Annotated in this window: 18 protein-coding genes and 1 pseudogene; 3 read left to right on the forward strand and 16 right to left on the reverse strand. The window is 38.5% G+C overall.

Features of this window, described 5'->3' with window-relative positions; all coding sequences use genetic code 11:
* The 6 genes from dnaB to O3664_RS02800 form a co-directional block, all read right to left on the reverse strand.
* Positions 1–1,353 carry a replicative DNA helicase gene (dnaB, locus tag O3664_RS02775; protein ID WP_004255325.1) on the reverse strand — a complete coding sequence of 451 codons (1,353 nt, stop codon included), beginning with the start codon at positions 1,351–1,353 and terminating at the stop codon, positions 1–3.
* A 43-nt stretch (positions 1,354–1,396) separates the two neighbouring features.
* A complete protein-coding gene (rplI, locus tag O3664_RS02780; RefSeq protein ID WP_004255324.1) occupies positions 1,397–1,849 on the reverse strand; it encodes a 50S ribosomal protein L9 in 453 nt (150 codons plus the stop codon).
* Positions 1,846–3,819 (reverse strand): DHH family phosphoesterase, encoded by a 1,974-nt coding sequence (locus O3664_RS02785; protein ID WP_261079591.1) that lies wholly within the window; start codon positions 3,817–3,819, stop codon positions 1,846–1,848. The genes rplI and O3664_RS02785 overlap by 4 nt, the downstream gene beginning before the upstream one ends.
* A gap of 134 nt (positions 3,820–3,953) precedes the next feature.
* Positions 3,954–4,502: a ribosome hibernation-promoting factor, HPF/YfiA family gene (hpf, locus tag O3664_RS02790; protein ID WP_004255322.1), complete on the reverse strand. Its 549-nt coding sequence runs from the start codon at positions 4,500–4,502 to the stop codon at positions 3,954–3,956.
* Between the two features lie 79 nt (positions 4,503–4,581).
* Positions 4,582–5,244 (reverse strand): ComF family protein, encoded by a 663-nt coding sequence (locus O3664_RS02795; RefSeq protein ID WP_084928716.1) that lies wholly within the window; start codon positions 5,242–5,244, stop codon positions 4,582–4,584.
* Complete coding sequence (locus O3664_RS02800) at positions 5,241–6,539, reverse strand: DEAD/DEAH box helicase (RefSeq protein WP_084928715.1); 1,299 nt, start codon at positions 6,537–6,539, stop codon at positions 5,241–5,243. Before O3664_RS02800 ends, O3664_RS02795 begins: the two co-directional genes overlap by 4 nt.
* A 56-nt stretch (positions 6,540–6,595) precedes the next feature.
* On the opposite strand from O3664_RS02800, the gene O3664_RS02805 reads away from it, so the two are divergent.
* The 3 genes and pseudogenes from O3664_RS02805 to cysK all read left to right on the forward strand — a co-directional run bounded on the left by O3664_RS02805 (position 6,596) and on the right by cysK (position 8,431).
* Positions 6,596–7,231, forward strand: coding sequence for a YigZ family protein (locus O3664_RS02805; RefSeq protein ID WP_084928714.1), 636 nt, complete (start codon positions 6,596–6,598; stop codon positions 7,229–7,231).
* Between the two features lie 90 nt (positions 7,232–7,321).
* A pseudogene (locus tag O3664_RS02810) lies at positions 7,322–7,408 on the forward strand (PH domain-containing protein); the annotation flags it as partial.
* A gap of 96 nt (positions 7,409–7,504) precedes the next feature.
* Positions 7,505–8,431 (forward strand): cysteine synthase A, encoded by a 927-nt coding sequence (gene cysK, locus O3664_RS02815; RefSeq protein WP_049521100.1) that lies wholly within the window; start codon positions 7,505–7,507, stop codon positions 8,429–8,431.
* A 121-nt stretch (positions 8,432–8,552) separates the two neighbouring features.
* Here cysK and tsf read toward each other — a convergent pair whose 3' ends face one another.
* The 10 genes from tsf to rodZ all read right to left on the reverse strand — a co-directional run bounded on the left by tsf (position 8,553) and on the right by rodZ (position 17,211).
* Complete coding sequence (gene tsf, locus O3664_RS02820) at positions 8,553–9,593, reverse strand: translation elongation factor Ts (RefSeq protein ID WP_084928713.1); 1,041 nt, start codon at positions 9,591–9,593, stop codon at positions 8,553–8,555.
* A 78-nt stretch (positions 9,594–9,671) separates the two neighbouring features.
* Complete coding sequence (gene rpsB / locus O3664_RS02825) at positions 9,672–10,451, reverse strand: 30S ribosomal protein S2 (protein WP_000268469.1); 780 nt, start codon at positions 10,449–10,451, stop codon at positions 9,672–9,674.
* Positions 10,452–10,676: 225 nt separating this feature from the next.
* The gene (pcsB, locus tag O3664_RS02830) at positions 10,677–11,924 is read right to left on the reverse strand and encodes a peptidoglycan hydrolase PcsB (RefSeq protein WP_023948197.1); all 1,248 of its coding nucleotides are present in this window, start codon (positions 11,922–11,924) and stop codon (positions 10,677–10,679) included.
* A gap of 93 nt (positions 11,925–12,017) precedes the next feature.
* Positions 12,018–12,512: a rod shape-determining protein MreD gene (gene mreD / locus O3664_RS02835; RefSeq protein ID WP_023948195.1), complete on the reverse strand. Its 495-nt coding sequence runs from the start codon at positions 12,510–12,512 to the stop codon at positions 12,018–12,020.
* A complete protein-coding gene (gene mreC, locus O3664_RS02840; RefSeq protein WP_371613611.1) occupies positions 12,512–13,330 on the reverse strand; it encodes a rod shape-determining protein MreC in 819 nt (272 codons plus the stop codon). The genes mreD and mreC overlap by 1 nt, the downstream gene beginning before the upstream one ends.
* A gap of 59 nt (positions 13,331–13,389) precedes the next feature.
* Positions 13,390–14,184 carry an energy-coupling factor transporter transmembrane protein EcfT gene (locus tag O3664_RS02845; RefSeq protein ID WP_084928709.1) on the reverse strand — a complete coding sequence of 265 codons (795 nt, stop codon included), beginning with the start codon at positions 14,182–14,184 and terminating at the stop codon, positions 13,390–13,392.
* Entirely contained in the window at positions 14,177–15,016 is an 840-nt protein-coding gene (locus O3664_RS02850; RefSeq protein ID WP_084928708.1) for an energy-coupling factor transporter ATPase, read from the reverse strand. The genes O3664_RS02845 and O3664_RS02850 overlap by 8 nt, the downstream gene beginning before the upstream one ends.
* Complete coding sequence (locus O3664_RS02855) at positions 15,001–15,828, reverse strand: energy-coupling factor ABC transporter ATP-binding protein (RefSeq protein WP_371613612.1); 828 nt, start codon at positions 15,826–15,828, stop codon at positions 15,001–15,003. Before O3664_RS02855 ends, O3664_RS02850 begins: the two co-directional genes overlap by 16 nt.
* The gene (gene pgsA, locus O3664_RS02860) at positions 15,825–16,370 is read right to left on the reverse strand and encodes a CDP-diacylglycerol--glycerol-3-phosphate 3-phosphatidyltransferase (protein ID WP_371613613.1); all 546 of its coding nucleotides are present in this window, start codon (positions 16,368–16,370) and stop codon (positions 15,825–15,827) included. The genes O3664_RS02855 and pgsA overlap by 4 nt, the downstream gene beginning before the upstream one ends.
* Positions 16,371–16,380: 10 nt before the next feature.
* The gene (gene rodZ, locus O3664_RS02865; protein ID WP_371613614.1) at positions 16,381–17,211 is read right to left on the reverse strand and encodes a cytoskeleton protein RodZ; all 831 of its coding nucleotides are present in this window, start codon (positions 17,209–17,211) and stop codon (positions 16,381–16,383) included.
* Positions 17,212–17,230: the final 19 nt, after the last annotated feature.

Genomic DNA, 17,230 nt, shown 5'->3' on the forward strand with positions numbered 1-17,230 from the left:
TTATGCCTCCCTCTTTGAGATACTTGAAAATTTATTGTATTCTTTTTGGAAAATTAATTCCACCGTTCCACGAGCTCCACTACGGTTTTTCTCTATAATAACTTCTACCTTATTGTTTGGTATGCCTTCCTCTTCTTCACCACCACGCTCATAGTAGTCGTCGCGATAAAGAAAGGCTACGATATCAGCGTCCTGCTCAATAGAACCAGATTCACGAATATCAGACAAGACCGGTCTCTTATCCTGGCGTTGTTCTACACCACGAGAAAGCTGACTTAGAGCGATTACTGGAACCTTCAGTTCCTTAGCTAAAATTTTCAACTGACGTGAAATTTCTGAAACCTCTTGTTGACGATTTTCCCGACCAGTTCCCGTGATAAGCTGCAAATAGTCTATTAAAATCAAACCAAGATTTCCAGTTTCTTGAGCCAGTTTACGAGAACGAGAACGAATCTCTGTAATCCGAATCCCTGGCGTATCATCGATATAGATACTTGCATTAGCTAGGTTCCCTTGAGCAATGGTATATTTTTGCCACTCCTCATCAGTCAATTGACCCGTACGGATAGAATGCGATTCCACCAAGCCTTCTGCCGCCAACATACGGTCCACTAGACTTTCCGCACCCATTTCGAGTGAAAAAATAGCAACCGTTTTGTCCAACTTAGTCCCAATATTCTGAGCAATATTCAATGCAAAGGCTGTCTTACCAACCGCTGGACGGGCTGCTAGGATAATCAACTCCTCCTCATGAAGTCCAGTCGTCATATGATCCAAGTCACGATAGCCTGTCGCAATACCTGTAATATCGGTCGTTTGTTGCGAGCGAGTTTCCAGATTTCCAAAGTTGATATTCAACACATCTCGAATGTTCTTAAATCCACTTCGATTAGCATTTTCGCTGACATCAATCAGGCCTTTTTCTGCCTGAGCAATGATTTCATCAGCTGGTTGCGAAGCCTCGTAAGCTTGATTGACAGACTCTGTCAACTTGGAGATTAATCGACGTAGCATGGCCTTCTCTGCAACAATCTTAGCATAATACTCCGCATTAGCAGAAGTTGGCACAGAATTGACAATCTCAACCAGGTAAGACAAGCCACCAATATTCTGTAAATCACCTTGATTATCAAGAATGGTACGAACCGTTGTTGCATCTATAGCATCGCCACGATCGGATAAATCGACCATAGCTTGGAAAATCAAACGATGGGCATACTTAAAAAAGTCCCGAGACTCAATATATTCTCGCACAAAAACAAGCTTACTCTCGTCAATAAAGATAGCCCCTAAAACGGATTGCTCAGCTAAGATATCTTGAGGTTGTACTCGTAACTCTTCTACTTCTGCCATCAGACTTCCCTTCCTTTTACAATCTTGTCAAGAAAGTGTAAATTTACCCTTCTTTCACACGAAGATTGATCACACCTGTGATATCTTGATAGATTTTCACTGGTACATCGATCAAACCAACTGCTCGAATCGGAGCTTGTACTTGAATATGACGCTTATCAATCTTAATTCCAAATTGCTTTTGCAATTCTTCTGCAATTTTCTTATTGGTAATGGAACCAAAGGTACGACCATCTGGACCAACTTTTTCAACAAATTCTACAACCGTTTCTTCTGCTTCTAGTTGGTCTTTAATTGCTTTTGCTTCTGCAATCATCTCAGCGTGAGCTTTCTCTTCTGATTTTTGTTTACCACGAAGTTCACCTACAGCTTGAGCAGTTGCTTCTTTTGCTAAATTCTTTTTGATAAGAAAGTTTTGTGCATACCCTGTTGGTACTTCCTTAATTTCACCTTTTTTACCTTTTCCTTTAACATCTGCTAAAAAGATTACTTTCATTCTTCTTTCTCCTTTTCCTTTATTTCATTTAATACAATTTCTGTCAGTTTTTCACCTGCTTCTGACAAGGTTAAATCCTTAATTTGAGCTGCTGCCAAATTAAAGTGGCCTCCACCTCCCAGCTCTTCCATGATCCGTTGTACATTCAGTTTACTACGACTGCGAGCTGAGATAGAGATAAATCCTTGTGTATTCTTCGCAAGAACAAAACTCGCTTCAATGCCCGACATAGCTAACATGGCATCTGCTGCCTTACTAATAACAACTGTATCATAGCATTTCGAGTCCTTAGCCTCTGCTATCAGTACATCTGAACCTAATTTACGCCCCTGTAAAATAAGTTCATTGACCTCACGATATTCTTCAAAATCTGTCGCAGCGATTTCTTGGATAGCAATACTATCACTTCCTCTCGTTCTGAGATAGCTAGCAACATCAAATGTCCGACTAGTCACTCGTGAGGTGAAATTTTTAGTATCCAACATCATACCAGCCATCAAAACACTGGCCTGCATACGACTCAAACGATTTTTCTTAGAATTCTGGAACTGAATCAATTCCGTCACCAACTCACTGGCACTGCTTGCACCACTTTCGATATAAGTGATAACTGCATTGTCTGGGAAATCCTGATCTCTTCTGTGGTGGTCAATAACGATGGTCTGTGTAAACAAATCATAAAATTCTTTCGATAAAGTTAAAGCTGTCTTTGAATGGTCAACAAGAATCAACAAAGAACGATTGGTCACCAAACCCATTGCATCCTTAACAGACAACAACTTTGTAACTCCTTCTTTTTCTAAGAATGAAACAGCTCGTTCAATATCCGGCGACATTTGTTCTTCATCATAAATAGCATAGCTATTTTGAGTCATATTGCTGGCAAACAACTGCATACCTACAGCAGAGCCAAGAGCATCCATATCTAGATTTTTGTGACCAACTACAAAAACCTGATCCACACTACGAATCTTATCTGAAATAGCCGTCATCATAGCACGCGTACGAGTCCGTGTACGTTTGATTGAGGCAGCAGATCCACCACCAAAATAAACTGGATTTTTCGTTTCGTCATTCTCCTTGACAACCACTTGGTCGCCACCACGCACTTCAGCTAAGTTCAAGTTGAGCAATGCAACTTTCCCTATCTCATCATGATTTCCATCACCATAAGAAAATCCCATACTTAAGGTCAAGGGCAACTGTCTCTGTTTCGACTCTTCTCTGAAAGAATCAATAACAGAAAATTTATCGTTCATCAATCCCTCAAGCACCGTGTAGTCCGTAAATAGATAAAAGCGATCCATACTCACTCGACGAGAGAACATGGCATGCTTCCCAGCAAATTCTGAAACAAAATTGGCTACAAAACTATTAATATGACTGATATCAGACTCCGATGTTTCATCTTCTAAGTCATCATAGTTGTCAACGGAGACAATCCCAATCACAGGTCGACTCGTAACTAACTCAACAGTCGCTTCGTATTCTCCAGACACATCAAAGAAATAAAGAACTCCAGATACCTTGTCCATATGAACCGAATAACGGATTTCACCTAAGGTAGCATAAGAACCTGGATTCCCCACAGAAGCCTTTATAATTGTTTGAATTAATGCAACATCAATCTCGCCCACTTCATTAGTCAAAATCAATTCAGCGTAAGGATTGAACCATTCAACTTCACCTGACGATAAGTCTAGTTTAATAACTCCGACAGGCATCTGTTCTAACAAGGTTGTCAAACTATCTTCAGCTTGGTGGTTTACATACTGGATTTGTTCTACTTCACTCTTTGAGTAGTAGTCTCTCTGATGGATGAATAGTAAAATATATGAACCCAAAATAAGTAGCAAAAGAAATAGCGTTACCAGTGTATTCGTTACAAAAACAAGTTGCACAGATAGCACTCCGAACGCCACTATTCCTAATATTAAGGGGAAAATAGGACTTACATAAAATTTTTTCATTCCAAACCTCTTGGCACCCATTATACCATAATAACCACCAAAAAGCGACTTTTTAAAAGTGTAATCAGTAATTCTATCAATTATAAAAAAAGGAGGTTTACAATTCAGTAAACCTTCCTTTACACATATTGAAATTAAGATTCTTTAACTTCTAACAAGCCAATCTCGCCATCCTCACGACGATAAATCACATTGGTTGTCTGATCTTCAACATCCACATAGATAAAGAAATCATGTCCCAACAAATCCATCTGTAGAATAGCTTCTTCCAAATCCATTGGTTTTAAATCAATTTGTTTTGAACGAACAACTCTAGATTGGACAACATTTGTATCTTCCACCAAAGCATCTGTAAATAATTGACTAGTTGCTACCTTGTTTTTATTTTTACGCTCGATTTTTGTTTTATTTTTACGAATCTGACGTTCAATTTTATCGGTTACAAGGTCAATTGAACCATACATATCTTGAGACACATCTTCTGCACGAAGAGTAATTGAACCAAGCGGAATCGTCACCTCCACTTTAGCAGTTTTTTCACGATACACCTTCAAGTTAACTCGAGCATCCAACTCTTGTTCAGCTTGAAAATACTTTTCGATCTTTTCGAGTTTAGAAACTACATAATCACGAATTGCTTCTGTTACTTCTAGGTTTTCACCACGGATACTATATTTAATCATATGAGTACCTTCTTTCTAAACATTTTTGTTTTTCTGATTTCATTATAACGCTTTCATTTTATTTTTGCAAATTTTTTCCTCATCTTACAAGGGAAAATGTTTTTACATCCTCAGCACCAGCTTCTTCCAACAGCTTCTTCACACGATTTATAGTTGTTCCAGTAGTATAAATGTCATCTATAAGTAGGATTTTTTTAGGAATAGTGACTCCCCTTTTAATAAAGAAAGGAAGTTCTGTCCCCAAGCGTTCTGAACGATTTTTGGAAGAACTGGCCCGCTCTTCTCTCTTCTCTAGTAAGTCTTGAAAAGAGAACCCTGCTTCTTCAACTAAACCTTCAACCTGGTTAAATCCCCTCTCGAGCAATCTTTCAGGACTTAGGGGAATTACAACAAATTGATACTCTTTGTACTTTTTTAACTCCTCACTTAAAACTGAAGCAAAAACTTTTCTTAAAAGGAAGTCTCCATCAAACTTATACCGACTGAAAAAATCCTTCATAGCTTGATTGTAAATAAAAATCGCTCTATGACTGACTTCAACTCCTTCTTTACACCAAAGTTGACAGTCTTGACACTTCGTTGACAAATTTGTTTTCATACAGTTTGGGCAGTTCTCTTCTCCAATCCTCTCAAAAGTAGAGTCACAGTCTGAACAAAGACAAGAGTCATCATTCTTCAGAAGTAAGAGACTACTAAAAGTTAAAACAGCCTTCATAGTCTGCCCACATAATAAGCACTTCATAGCCCCGCCTCCTTATTCATCTGTTGAATTTCCCTAATTGCCTTTTTGATTGAAGTATTTAACCCGTCATGGAAGAAAAGCAAATCTCCTGTCGGTCTATCCATGCTTCGTCCAACTCGTCCACCAATCTGAATCAAACTAGATTTGGTAAACAGATGATGGTTGGCCTCTACTACAAAAACATCCACACAAGGGAAGGTAACTCCACGCTCCAAAATTGTAGTACTGATAAGTATTGTCAGCTCTCCATCTCGAAAAGCTTGTACTTGCTCTAATCGATTTTCTGTGATAGAAGATACAAAGCCAATTTTCTCATTGGGAAATTGCTCCTGTATAATTTCTTTTAACTGTTCCCCTTTCTTAATTTCTGAGGCAAAAATGAGTAACGGATAACCTGTCTTTCTCTGCTTTTCAATATAAGACTTTAACTTTGGTGACAAACACTTCTTCTCTAAATAGCGATTAAAATCGGATAACCAGACAGGTTTAGGAATAATCAACGGATTTCCATGAAATCGTCTTGGCAAGCTCAATCGTTTTAGTTCTCCTATGCGAACCTTCCTATCTAACTCATCGGTAGAAGTTGCTGTTAAAAAGATTCTCAAGCCATTCTCCTTTACACTATTTTTGACAGCATGGTAAAGCGTGGGATTGTCAACATAAGGAAAGGCATCTACTTCATCCACTATCAGCAAATCAAAAGCTTGATAAAACTTCAATAACTGATGGGTCGTCGCAACAACTAGTGGTGTTCGAAAATACGGCTCTGATTCTCCGTGTAGTAAAGATATCTTGCAAGCAAAATCATCTTGCAGGCGCTTGTATAGCTCCAAACAAACATCTATGCGAGGACTGGCCAAACATACTGCACCACCCGCATTAATCACTTTGGCAACAACTTGGTAAATCATCTCTGTCTTTCCAGCTCCTGTCACCGCATGTACCAAGGTTGGCTCTTGCTTGTCTACTGCTTGAAGCAATCCCTCTGATACCTTCTCTTGAAAAGGAGTTAATTGGCCACTCCATTTAAGAACATCTTGCTTCAGAAAATCCTCCTGCGGAAAATAGTATAAAGCTTGATCACTCCTGACTCGCTTCATCAGTAAACACTCCCTACAATAGTAAGCACCGATGGGCAAATACCATTCATCTAAAATAGCACTATCACAACGTTGACAGAAAAGTTTCCCTTTCTCCTTTCTCATTGCTGGAAGTTTCTCCGCCAACTGACGTTCCTCTTTAGTTAATTCATTCTCAGTAAACAAGCGACCGAGATAATTTGGATTTACTTTCATACTTCTTTATTCGTAAAAACCTAGCGCTTTAGATGATTTTTTAGTACAATTAAATCATGGAATTTAGAACAATTAAAGAGGACGGACAAGTCCAAGAAGAAATCAAAAAATCCCGCTTTATCTGTCATGCCAAGCGTATTTATAGCGAAGAAGAGGCTCGTGAGTTCATTACTACCATCAAGAAAGAGCACTACAAAGCTACGCATAACTGCTCTGCCTTCATTATTGGGAAACGTAGTGAAATCAAACGTACAAGTGATGATGGTGAGCCCAGTGGTACTGCTGGCGTTCCCATGCTTGGGGTACTAGAAAATCACAATCTCACCAATGTCTGTGTTGTCGTGACACGCTACTTTGGTGGCATTAAGCTAGGCGCTGGAGGATTGATTCGTGCTTACGCAGGTAGTGTCGCCTTAGCTGTCAAAGAAATTGGCATCATTGAAATAAAGGAACAGGCTGGCATTGCTATTCAAATGTCTTACGCTCAGTATCAAGAGTACAGTAACTTCCTTAAGGAACATAATCTCATGGAACTAGATACAAACTTTACAGATCAAGTCGATACGATGATTTATGTTGATAAAGAAGAAAAAGAAACTATTAAAGCTTCACTTGTGGAATTTTTTAATGGAAAAGTCACTTTAACTGATCAAGGTTTACGAGAAGTTGAAGTTCCTGTAAACCTAGTGTAAATAATAGATAATACAGTGTTTCACTGATATTTTCACCGCTACTTTAATTAGCAACATAAAAAGATGCTTGCCAAGACCTACTAGAACAAAAAGAAAACGGATAGCGTTCTCCTTTACACCTATTTACTAGAATTAGCCTATCACAATCGCTTGAAAATTAACGGCTTAGACCTGTGATATAAAAAAATCCTATCACTTCGATAGGATTTCTATATTTTACAAATGGTATAGATAGCGTTATACTAGAAATATCTTATACAAAGAGGTATTCATATGTCTATTTATAACAACATTACTGAACTAATCGGTCAAACTCCGATTGTTAAACTCAACAACATTGTGCCAGAAGGTGCTGCAGATGTCTATGTAAAACTTGAAGCATTTAACCCTGGTTCTTCTGTAAAAGACCGTATTGCTCTTAGCATGATTGAAAAAGCTGAACAAGACGGTATTCTGAAACCTGGTTCTACTATTGTTGAAGCAACAAGTGGAAACACTGGTATTGGACTTTCATGGGTAGGGGCTGCTAAAGGGTATAAAGTTGTTATCGTTATGCCTGAAACTATGAGTGTGGAACGACGTAAGATTATCCAAGCCTATGGTGCTGAACTCGTCCTTACTCCTGGTAGCGAAGGAATGAAAGGTGCTATTGCTAAGGCTCAAGAAATCGCTGCTGAACGTGATGGTTTCCTTCCTCTTCAATTTGACAACCCAGCAAATCCAGAAGTACACGAAAGAACAACAGGAGCTGAAATACTAGCTGCTTTCGGTAAAGATGGACTAGATGCCTTTGTTGCTGGAGTGGGTACCGGTGGAACGATTTCTGGTGTTTCTCATGCACTCAAATCAGCAAATTCTAACATTCAAGTTTTTGCAGTAGAGGCAGACGAATCTGCTATTCTATCTGGTGAAAAACCTGGACCACACAAAATTCAAGGTATCTCAGCTGGATTTATTCCTGATACACTGGATACAAAGGCTTATGATGGTATCGTTCGTGTAACATCAGACGATGCACTAGCACTCGGCCGTGAGATTGGTGGAAAAGAAGGATTCCTTGTTGGTATTTCTTCAGCTGCAGCTATCTACGGAGCCATCGAGGTTGCCAAGAAATTAGGTACAGGTAAAAAAGTTCTTGCTCTAGCACCAGATAACGGTGAACGTTATCTCTCTACAGCACTCTATGAATTTGAAGTGTAGTCTCCTAAATACACTTAGCCCTTATTATAGGGCTTTTTATTTATACCTTAAAAATAGGAACATCTCCCTATAAAAATCGACTGCATAGAAAAAAGGAAGCAATTTGGCTTCCTTTTTATTATTAGTTATTCAAGGCTGCTGCCATTGTAGCTGCAACTTCAGCTTCAAAGTCGTTTGCAGCTTTCTCGATACCTTCACCAACTTCAAAGCGAGCAAACTCAACTACTGAAGCGTTAACTGATTCAAGGTATGCTTCAACTGTCTTGCTGTCATCCATGATGTAAACTTGTGCAAGAAGTGTGTAAGCTTGGTCAACTTTAGTGTTGTCAAGCATGAAGCGATCCATTTTACCTGGGATGATTTTGTCCCAGATTTTTTCTGGTTTGCCTTCTGCAGCCAATTCAGCTTTGATGTCAGCTTCAGCTTGAGCGATTACTTCATCAGTCAATTGAGCTTTTGATCCATACTTCAAGTGTGGAAGAGCTGGTTTGTTAACCATTGCACGGCTTTCGTTGTCTTGGTCGATTACGTGGTTCAATTGTGCCAACTCATCTTTAACGAATTGCTCATCCAATTCTTTGTAAGAAAGAACTGTTGGTTTCATCGCTGCGATATGCATTGAGATTTGTTTAGCAAGAGCTTCGTCTCCACCTTCAACAACTGAAATAACACCGATACGTCCACCGTTATGTTGGTAAGCTCCAAAGTGTTGTGCGTCTGTTTTTTCAATCAATGCAAAGCGACGGAATGAGATTTTTTCTCCGATAGTTGCTGTTGCAGATACGTATGCAGATTCAAGAGTTTCACCTGAAGGCATTGTCAAAGCAAGAGCTTCTTCATTGTTAGCAGGTTTTCCTTCAGCAATAACTTTAGCTGTAGTATTTACCAATTCAACGAATTGAGCATTTTTCGCAACGAAGTCAGTTTCAGCGTTTACTTCAATAACTGCTGCAACATTACCGTTAACGTAAACGCCAGTCAGACCTTCTGCAGCAACACGGTCAGCTTTCTTAGCTGCCTTAGCCATACCTTTTTCACGAAGCAATTCAATCGCTTTTTCGATATCACCGTCTGTTTCTACAAGCGCTTTTTTAGCGTCCATAACTCCGGCACCAGATTTTTCACGCAACTCTTTTACAAGTTTAGCTGTAATTTCTGCCATTTTGATTCTCCTATATTTTTTAAAAATAGGAGAGCCGGGCTAAGCCCCGCCCTCCTAGGTAATTACTATTTATATGAATTAAGCGTTGTCGCCTTCTACAACTTCAACGATTTCTTCAATTGAATCTGCTTGAGCTTCAGAAGCTACAAATTCTGCTTCAACTGCTACTGCATCTTCACCTTGACGTCCTTCAATGATAGCGTCAGCCAATTTAGCTGTGATCAATTTAACAGCGCGGATAGCATCATCGTTAGCTGGGATGATTACATCAATATCATCTGGATCAGTATTTGTGTCAACCATCGCTACAACTGGGATTCCCAATTTTTTAGCTTCTTTAACAGCGATTTGCTCTTTGTGTGGGTCAACTACGTACATCACATCTGGGATACGAGGCATATCTTCGATACCACCCAAGAATTTTTCAAGACGTGCACGTTGTTTGTTAAGAAGTGCAACTTCTTTCTTAGGAAGAACTTCGAAAGTTCCATCTTCTTCCATACGTTTGATTTCTTTCAAACGAGCGATACGTTTTTGGATTGTTCCCCAGTTTGTAAGAGTTCCACCCAACCAACGGTGGTTGATGAAGTATTGACCTGAACGTACTGCTTCTTCAGCAACTGCATCAGCTGCTTGTTTCTTAGTACCAACAAACAATACAACTGCATCGTTAGCTGCTGCATCACGCATGAAATCGTAAGCTTGGTCAGCGTATTTTACAGTTTGTTGCAAGTCGATAACGTGGATTCCGTTACGCTCAGTGAAGATGTACTTAGCCATCTTAGGGTTCCAGCGACGAGTTTGGTGACCAAAGTGTACACCAGCCTCAAGAAGTTGTTTCATTGAAATTACTGCCATGAGTATTTCTCCTTTTTGTTTTTTTCCTCTTCTTGACTTCAACTCGCAAAACGACCCAAAGGCAACTGTTTCACAATTCATCAAGAATGAGTATTATCGTTCACACGACAAGTTTCATTTTACCATACTTTTTCAATATTTTCAAGTGATTTTAGCAGATTTTTAAAGTAAGGTAACTATATGAATCATAAAAGAGACTCAAATCGAGCCTCTTCGTTTTATTCATTAGTTTGGATAGATATATGTTACAAAACCTTCTGAAGTCGTAGTAGGATTGAACCATCCACGTTTATTTCCGATTGTACGGTTTCCACCATAGTTTGATTCAGATACTTGGATACTTGTTGATGATGAAACAGCTGTAACCACGGCTACGTGTCCATATCCACCATCATTCCAACATGCAATGGCACCAACTTGAGGTGTAGATCCTGTACGGAATCCTGCTGCAGCTGCACTTGTAGCCCACTGTGCTCCATTACCCCAGTAATCTCCAGCCCAAGGCGCCAATGTTTTAGCTCCCCATGTACACTCACCAGTTGGATAACTTGAAGCATTTGTACTATATGTTGGACGATGTGTCACTGGAGCAGGAGTGTAGCTTGTTGCTTCTGTTGAAGCACTGCTTGAAGATGATTCAGACGAACTTGACTCAGATGAACTTGATGAAGAAATAGTAGATAGTGCTTGAACTTGTGCTGTAAAAGTTGTATTTCCAGAAGCAACTACTGTTTGTTGTTGACTTGCTTGTTTAGCTTTATAAGCTGCTTCTGCTTCTGCTGCAGCTTTAGCTTCTGCTTCTGCTGCAGCTTTTTTCTCAAGTAAACTTGCTTTTTCATCCTCTGCAGTAGCCTTTTCAGCAGCAAGATTCAATTCTGCAGCTTTCAACTCAGCTTGTTTTGTAGTTAATGATTGAGCATCATCAGCTAGTTTTTGCTGATTTGCAATAACTGTATTAATTGCATCATTGTTTGCTACTTGTTTTTCAGAAATAGCTTTTTTATCTGCTTTTTGTTGTTCCAACATCTTGTTGTTTGCAGATACGATTTCACTCATTGCAGCAACACGTGAAATAGCTTCTGTAATTGATTTTGAGTTTACAATTGTATTGATGTAATTTGTTGCAGCTCCATTTGTTTGAGCACTACGAGCTTGTTTTTGCAATGAATCATTGCGAGATACAATATTCTTAGAAAGTTCTGTAATTTCACCCTCAAGCTTTTTAGATTCTGCTTGTAGTCTATCATTTTCAGATTGCAAGTTTGATTGCTCTGTTTGAATAGCAGACACTTGCTCCTGAACTTGATCAACTTGTTTTTGGGCTTCTTGTTGTTGTGCTGTTAAGTTACTGATTTTATTATCTTGAGCAGCAATTTTGTCATCAGTAGTTTCTGCATGCGCAGTTGTTAAAACAGCTACTTGAGAAACCATTACTGTACTTAATAAAAGTGACGCTAAGATTTTTTTCTTCATATTACGTAGATACTCCTTCTTTTAAAGACATTACTAGTATACCAAAAAAAGGCTTAATGAATATTACGCCTTTGTTACATTTTTATTTCTTTCTTATAGGTAAAATTTTTCAAAAATAAACTGAAAGATAATCATCCATATAAGGTTCAAAATCATTGATGGTACTAAACTATAGACTATAAATAAAGACATACTATCCACAGTTAAACCTACCACTAATGCAAGTATATAAGCTCCCATCTCAAATAGAAAAGTCATGACAATAATTGCCAACATTCTCGTCCAACGATTCAATAAAATAACGCTATTAAATTTATGGAGAAATGCCCCCAATAAGACGAATAACAAAGTCGCAATCCCTATCAAGTGGAAAAAGTAGATGTCATAGACCAAACCCACTACAAAACAATAAGCTAAGTAGAAGTACTCTGATACTTCAATCGTCTCAAATAAGAGAAACAAAAATAGAAAATGACTAGCCAACTGTACATGGGGAAATAATGAGCCCAAAAGCTGACTAATATGGGCATCAATTAGAACAAAGAAAGGAAGCAATAAAAATACTCCAACTCGCTTCAACTGTCTCATTATGAATTCCCCACTAATTCTATCACACTCACATTATGAGTATCTGCACTCAATTTAACAGTTACTTCTCGTGTCAAATAGTCCGTACTATGCGTTGTGGCAACCACTTCACCAACAGGAATATCAGCAACGTTAAAGTTTCCTAATCCACCAGTGATCACCTTATCTCCCGCACTAATATCGCTACTACTATTTAATTGACTAATTTTTAGAACTTCATTTTCCTTGTCATAGCCAACGATAATCCCATAAATTGTAGTAGAACCATGTTGAATTTTAACAGAAATCTTATCAGCATTTTCCGTATTTGTCAGAAGGTTGACCATGGTAGAGTTCTCCTCTACTTTTGAAACACTCCCAATCAAACCACCATTTGCAATGGCTAACATGTTCTCAGAAGCTCCTTTTGATTTGCCTACATCCAGGGTCAACTCCTGCTTCCAAGATACTGGAGAACGCATAATAACATCTGATGCCAAAGTCTTTGTAGATTGCAATTTGGACTTCATATCAAGCAATTGGCGCAGTTGTTCATTTTCCGTCTTTAAACTTTCCGCCTCATTTGATTTAACTTCTAATTGGTATATCTGTTTCTTCAAACTTTCATTTTCATTGTAAGTTCGTGTCAAATGAGCCAAATCTGATTTGACAGAATCAAACAACTGAAAAGGCTTTTGTACAACCCTATCCACCAATGAGATTCCATCTCCTAATTTTGTCACAATTGCACTTGAATAAGTCGTCGCTAAGAGAGCTGACACAAGCAGAACAGTGACAAAAACAATAATGACATATTTTGATTTTTTAAAACGGTTCATATCCCTACCTTTATATCAAAAACTGTTACAGTAACTTTTAAGCAATTCTTTAAAATCTACTAAGATTTTAAGAAAAATAAGCAACAACCAAGTACGATAATAACAAGGATTGCTAGCGTATCCTTTCGAGTCCATTTCAGTTGTCGATATTGACTTCTGCCTTTTCCACCTTGATACCCACGCGCTTCCATAGCGATAGCCAAGGAATCCGCACGTTTTAAACTTGTCGCAAAAAGAGGAATCAAAATGGGAATCATAGCCTTCACCTTTTGAACAATGCTTCCTTCTCCAAAGTCCACTCCACGCGCTTTCTGTGCATTCATAATCCGCGTCGTATCATCCATTAATGTCGGAACAAAACGCAGACTCATAGATAGCATCAATCCAATTTCATGAACTGGAACTTTCACACGCTTTAAAGGTGCTAACAAAGCTTCGACAGCTGAGGCCAAACTTAAGGGCATGGTCGTTAAGGTTAACAAAGTTGAAAAGAAAATAATCAATACAAAGCGACAAAAAATAATTCCAGCTTGTTGCAATGCATAATCCGTGATTCTCACAAACGAAAACTCAAATAAAACATTCCCATTAGAAATGAAAAACAGTTGAAAAATAGTTGTGAAGGCAATCAAGAAAAACATAGATTTCAAGCCCTGAATAAAAAATGAAAGAGATACTCCTGACAAGGCAATAAATATCCCTGTCGCTATAAAAAGAATTAGATTCGTCAAGGGATTATTAGCCCAAAACACAATCAAAATCAGTAGCATCATAGCAAGCAATTTGCTACGTGGATCCAAGCGGTGAACAATCGAATCACCTGGGATATAACGCCCCAAAATCATACTATCCATTTAGCGACTCCTTGAACTCCTCTATCTTAATCGGTAATCGTTTAACTGACACGCCTCTATCAGCCAATCGTTTACAAAAGGCTGTAATTTTAGGTACTCCCAACTGCACTCCTTCCATGAAGACAACATCTTGAAAGACATCGCTCGGTTTCCCCCCCTTAACTAAACGTCCCTTTTCCATCACGTAGACTTGATTCGCATATTCAGCAACATCATCCATCAAATGCGTTACCAAGACAATGGTCATCCCTGACTGGTGGAGTTTTTTGAACAAATTCATCAGCTCTTTTCTTCCCAGGGGATCTAGGCCTGCTGTGGGCTCATCTAAGACTAATATGGCTGGTTCCATGGCAAGTATGCCTGCAATGGCCACACGTCTCATTTGTCCACCTGATAGCTCAAACGGACTGCGATCAAAAAGTGATTCATCAATTCCAACCAGAGCCAGTTTCTCACGCGCAATCTGCTCCGCATCTTCTTCAGAAACTCCAAAATTTTGCGGTCCAAAAGCAACGTCTTTCAAAACCGTTTCTTCAAAAATCTGATTTTCAGCAAACTGAAATACCAAACCAACCTGTTTTCTAATTTGCCGAATATCTTTATTTTTAGAAGTCGAAGTGATTAAGGTATCAAAAACTCGCACACTCCCTTGACTTGGCACCAACAAACCATTTAAAAGTTGTAAAATAGTTGATTTACCACTACCTGTGTGCCCAATTAAAGCCGTATAAGAACCATCTTCAATCATCAAAGAAACATCTGACAAAGCTGTTGAAGCTAAGGGAGTCCCTTCTTGATACGTAAAACTCACATTTTCTAGAGCAATTCCCATAGTTTATCCTCTAGCTCACTTTCTGTCAAATAATTTTTAGGCAAATCATAGCCATTCTGGCTCAAAGAATGTTTTAATTGATTAGTAAAAGGATCGTCTAATCCAATTTGATCCAAATCATTTCGAGAGAAAAGCTCACTTGGACTACTAGTTGATTCAATTGACCCTTTTTTCATGACCAACACACGATCACTCATGGCAACTTCTTCCAAATCATGTGTAATGGAAATGACTGTCATATCATAGTCTTTTCGAATTCCTTTTACTGTCTCAATGAGTTCTCTACGTCCCTCAGGATCCAACATACTCGTTGCTTCATCTAAGATTAGAATAGCTGGTCTTAGGGCTACAACACCTGCAATGGCAACACGTTGCTTTTGGCCACCCGATAAACGCGCTGGCTCTCTCTTTTTAAATTCCAACATGCCAACTAAAGCCAGAGCTTCTTCCACTCTCTTTTTCATTTCTTGACGAGAAAGTCCCTGATTTTCCAAACCAAAGGCAACATCATCTTCAACAGTCGCTCCAACAAATTGATTGTCTGGATTTTGAAAAACCATACCGATTTGACGACGTATATTCCAAACATTTTCCTCAGTCAGCCGTTGGCCATCAATTACAATCTCTCCGGATTCTGCTTCCAGTAAGCCATCAATTAAGCGAACCGTCGTTGATTTACCACTACCATTATGCCCTACAATCGAAAGCCATTCTCCACGTTTCACGTGAAACGTAATATCCTTCACATCGTAATATTCCTGACTTTCCTTATAGCGAAAAGAAAGATTTTTTACATCAATTACTGATTTCATTTCGAACCAAATGTCCCTTTAAATACATAGGCACTACCCTTGAAATAATCATAGCCAGAGTAGATAGTGAAAAACAAGGCTACATAAAGTAGAACTTGACCAAGAAAAGTCCAATGTAATAGCAAGAAAATAATGGCAAACATCTGACTAAAAGTTTTAATTTTTCCAGGCATTGCTGCTGCTAAAACTGTTCCACCAGTTTCAACTAATAAAAGTCTTAAACCTGTCACAGCCAACTCACGACAGATAATCACTGCAACAATCCAAGCTGGAGCCATTCCTAACTCAATCAGCATAATAAAAGCCGACATAACTAGTAGCTTATCCGCCATAGGATCTGCAAATTTACCAAAATTACTAACCACATTCCATTTACGAGCTAAATATCCATCTAAATAGTCTGTAATACTGGCAATAGCAAAGATAATAGCTGCTACCATATGACTCTCTATCGAATTTCCTACTGTTAAAATAAAGATAAAAATAGGTATAAAGAGAATTCGACCTATTGTTAAGATATTTGGAATTTGTTCTTTTTTCATTCGTTTTTCCTTAATTTTTAGTAAAGGTTACAGCGATTTTTCCAGTCTGAGCTGTTAATTTCGATAAATCAACCGTCTGATTGTCTACTGTTAAGGCAACACCTTTGACAACACCTAAAGTAATGGTCACAGGATTTTTAGTTGAAACGCTTGTTTCCGCACTTTTATTATCTGGTGATAAAGTCACACCACCCTCAAGATCACTTTCTGAAACACTAACCCAACTTCTAGCATCTGACACTGATAATTGCAATTTTGCAGTTTCCTTGCTCGTTTTATAAGCAACTTCTACTCGATTTCCTTCACCTGATACCGTTATAGCTGGTTCAATATTAGAAGAACTACTTGATGAACTACTACTAGTTGAAGATGGGGTTGCAAAACTAGTCGAGCTTGTTGCTTGGACCACACTATAACTAGACGCAGATAAACGCTCCGGTTGAGTCTGGAGATAATTCCAAACATAATAAGTCACAAAAATGACAATCGATAGTGCAAAGAGTATAAAATAAAATAAAGGTAAAAATGATGCCTTATTTTTCTTACTTGAACGTCTCCTACCTGTCAACTCGTCTTCATCAACATCTACTTCCTCATAAGTAATCATGCTCCCAGAATCATAAGCATCCAAGACAATTCTCTCATCTAGCTCAACTGCCCACGCATATTTTCGCAAAAAAGAACGAGTATAAAATGGACTAGGAAGTTGATCAAAATCATCAGCTTCCATCGCTTCCAACATATCCAACTGAATTTCTGTTTTTTTGTGTAATTCTTCTAAAGTCAACCCTTGGTTGGTTCTAGCTAAACGTAAAACCTCACCAATTGTTTTTTTCCTCATACTTGTCATTCCTTCTTTC

The organism is Streptococcus sp. 27098_8_109, assembly GCF_041432295.1.
In the GTDB taxonomy this organism is placed as follows: Bacteria; Bacillota; Bacilli; order Lactobacillales; family Streptococcaceae; genus Streptococcus.

Bases quoted from the DNA above. Each gene is read 5' to 3' on its own strand.
- mreD (WP_023948195.1), bottom strand. From the start codon at position 12,512: ATGAGACAGTTGAAGCGAGTTGGAGTATTTTTATTGCTTCCTTTCTTT.
- O3664_RS02805 (WP_084928714.1), top strand. From the start codon at position 6,596: ATGGAATTTAGAACAATTAAAGAGGACGGACAAGTCCAAGAAGAAATC.
- hpf (WP_004255322.1), bottom strand. From the start codon at position 4,502: ATGATTAAATATAGTATCCGTGGTGAAAACCTAGAAGTAACAGAAGCA.
- cysK (WP_049521100.1), top strand. From the start codon at position 7,505: ATGTCTATTTATAACAACATTACTGAACTAATCGGTCAAACTCCGATT.
- rplI (WP_004255324.1), bottom strand. From the start codon at position 1,849: ATGAAAGTAATCTTTTTAGCAGATGTTAAAGGAAAAGGTAAAAAAGGT.
- O3664_RS02785 (WP_261079591.1), bottom strand. From the start codon at position 3,819: ATGAAAAAATTTTATGTAAGTCCTATTTTCCCCTTAATATTAGGAATA.
- O3664_RS02845 (WP_084928709.1), bottom strand. From the start codon at position 14,184: ATGGATAGTATGATTTTGGGGCGTTATATCCCAGGTGATTCGATTGTT.
- O3664_RS02855 (WP_371613612.1), bottom strand. From the start codon at position 15,828: ATGAAATCAGTAATTGATGTAAAAAATCTTTCTTTTCGCTATAAGGAA.
- O3664_RS02795 (WP_084928716.1), bottom strand. From the start codon at position 5,244: ATGAAGTGCTTATTATGTGGGCAGACTATGAAGGCTGTTTTAACTTTT.
- rodZ (WP_371613614.1), bottom strand. From the start codon at position 17,211: ATGAGGAAAAAAACAATTGGTGAGGTTTTACGTTTAGCTAGAACCAAC.
- tsf (WP_084928713.1), bottom strand. From the start codon at position 9,593: ATGGCAGAAATTACAGCTAAACTTGTAAAAGAGTTGCGTGAAAAATCT.
- O3664_RS02800 (WP_084928715.1), bottom strand. From the start codon at position 6,539: ATGAAAGTAAATCCAAATTATCTCGGTCGCTTGTTTACTGAGAATGAA.
- pgsA (WP_371613613.1), bottom strand. From the start codon at position 16,370: ATGAAAAAAGAACAAATTCCAAATATCTTAACAATAGGTCGAATTCTC.
- pcsB (WP_023948197.1), bottom strand. From the start codon at position 11,924: ATGAAGAAAAAAATCTTAGCGTCACTTTTATTAAGTACAGTAATGGTT.
- dnaB (WP_004255325.1), bottom strand. From the start codon at position 1,353: ATGGCAGAAGTAGAAGAGTTACGAGTACAACCTCAAGATATCTTAGCT.
- rpsB (WP_000268469.1), bottom strand. From the start codon at position 10,451: ATGGCAGTAATTTCAATGAAACAACTTCTTGAGGCTGGTGTACACTTT.
- O3664_RS02850 (WP_084928708.1), bottom strand. From the start codon at position 15,016: ATGGGAATTGCTCTAGAAAATGTGAGTTTTACGTATCAAGAAGGGACT.
- mreC (WP_371613611.1), bottom strand. From the start codon at position 13,330: ATGAACCGTTTTAAAAAATCAAAATATGTCATTATTGTTTTTGTCACT.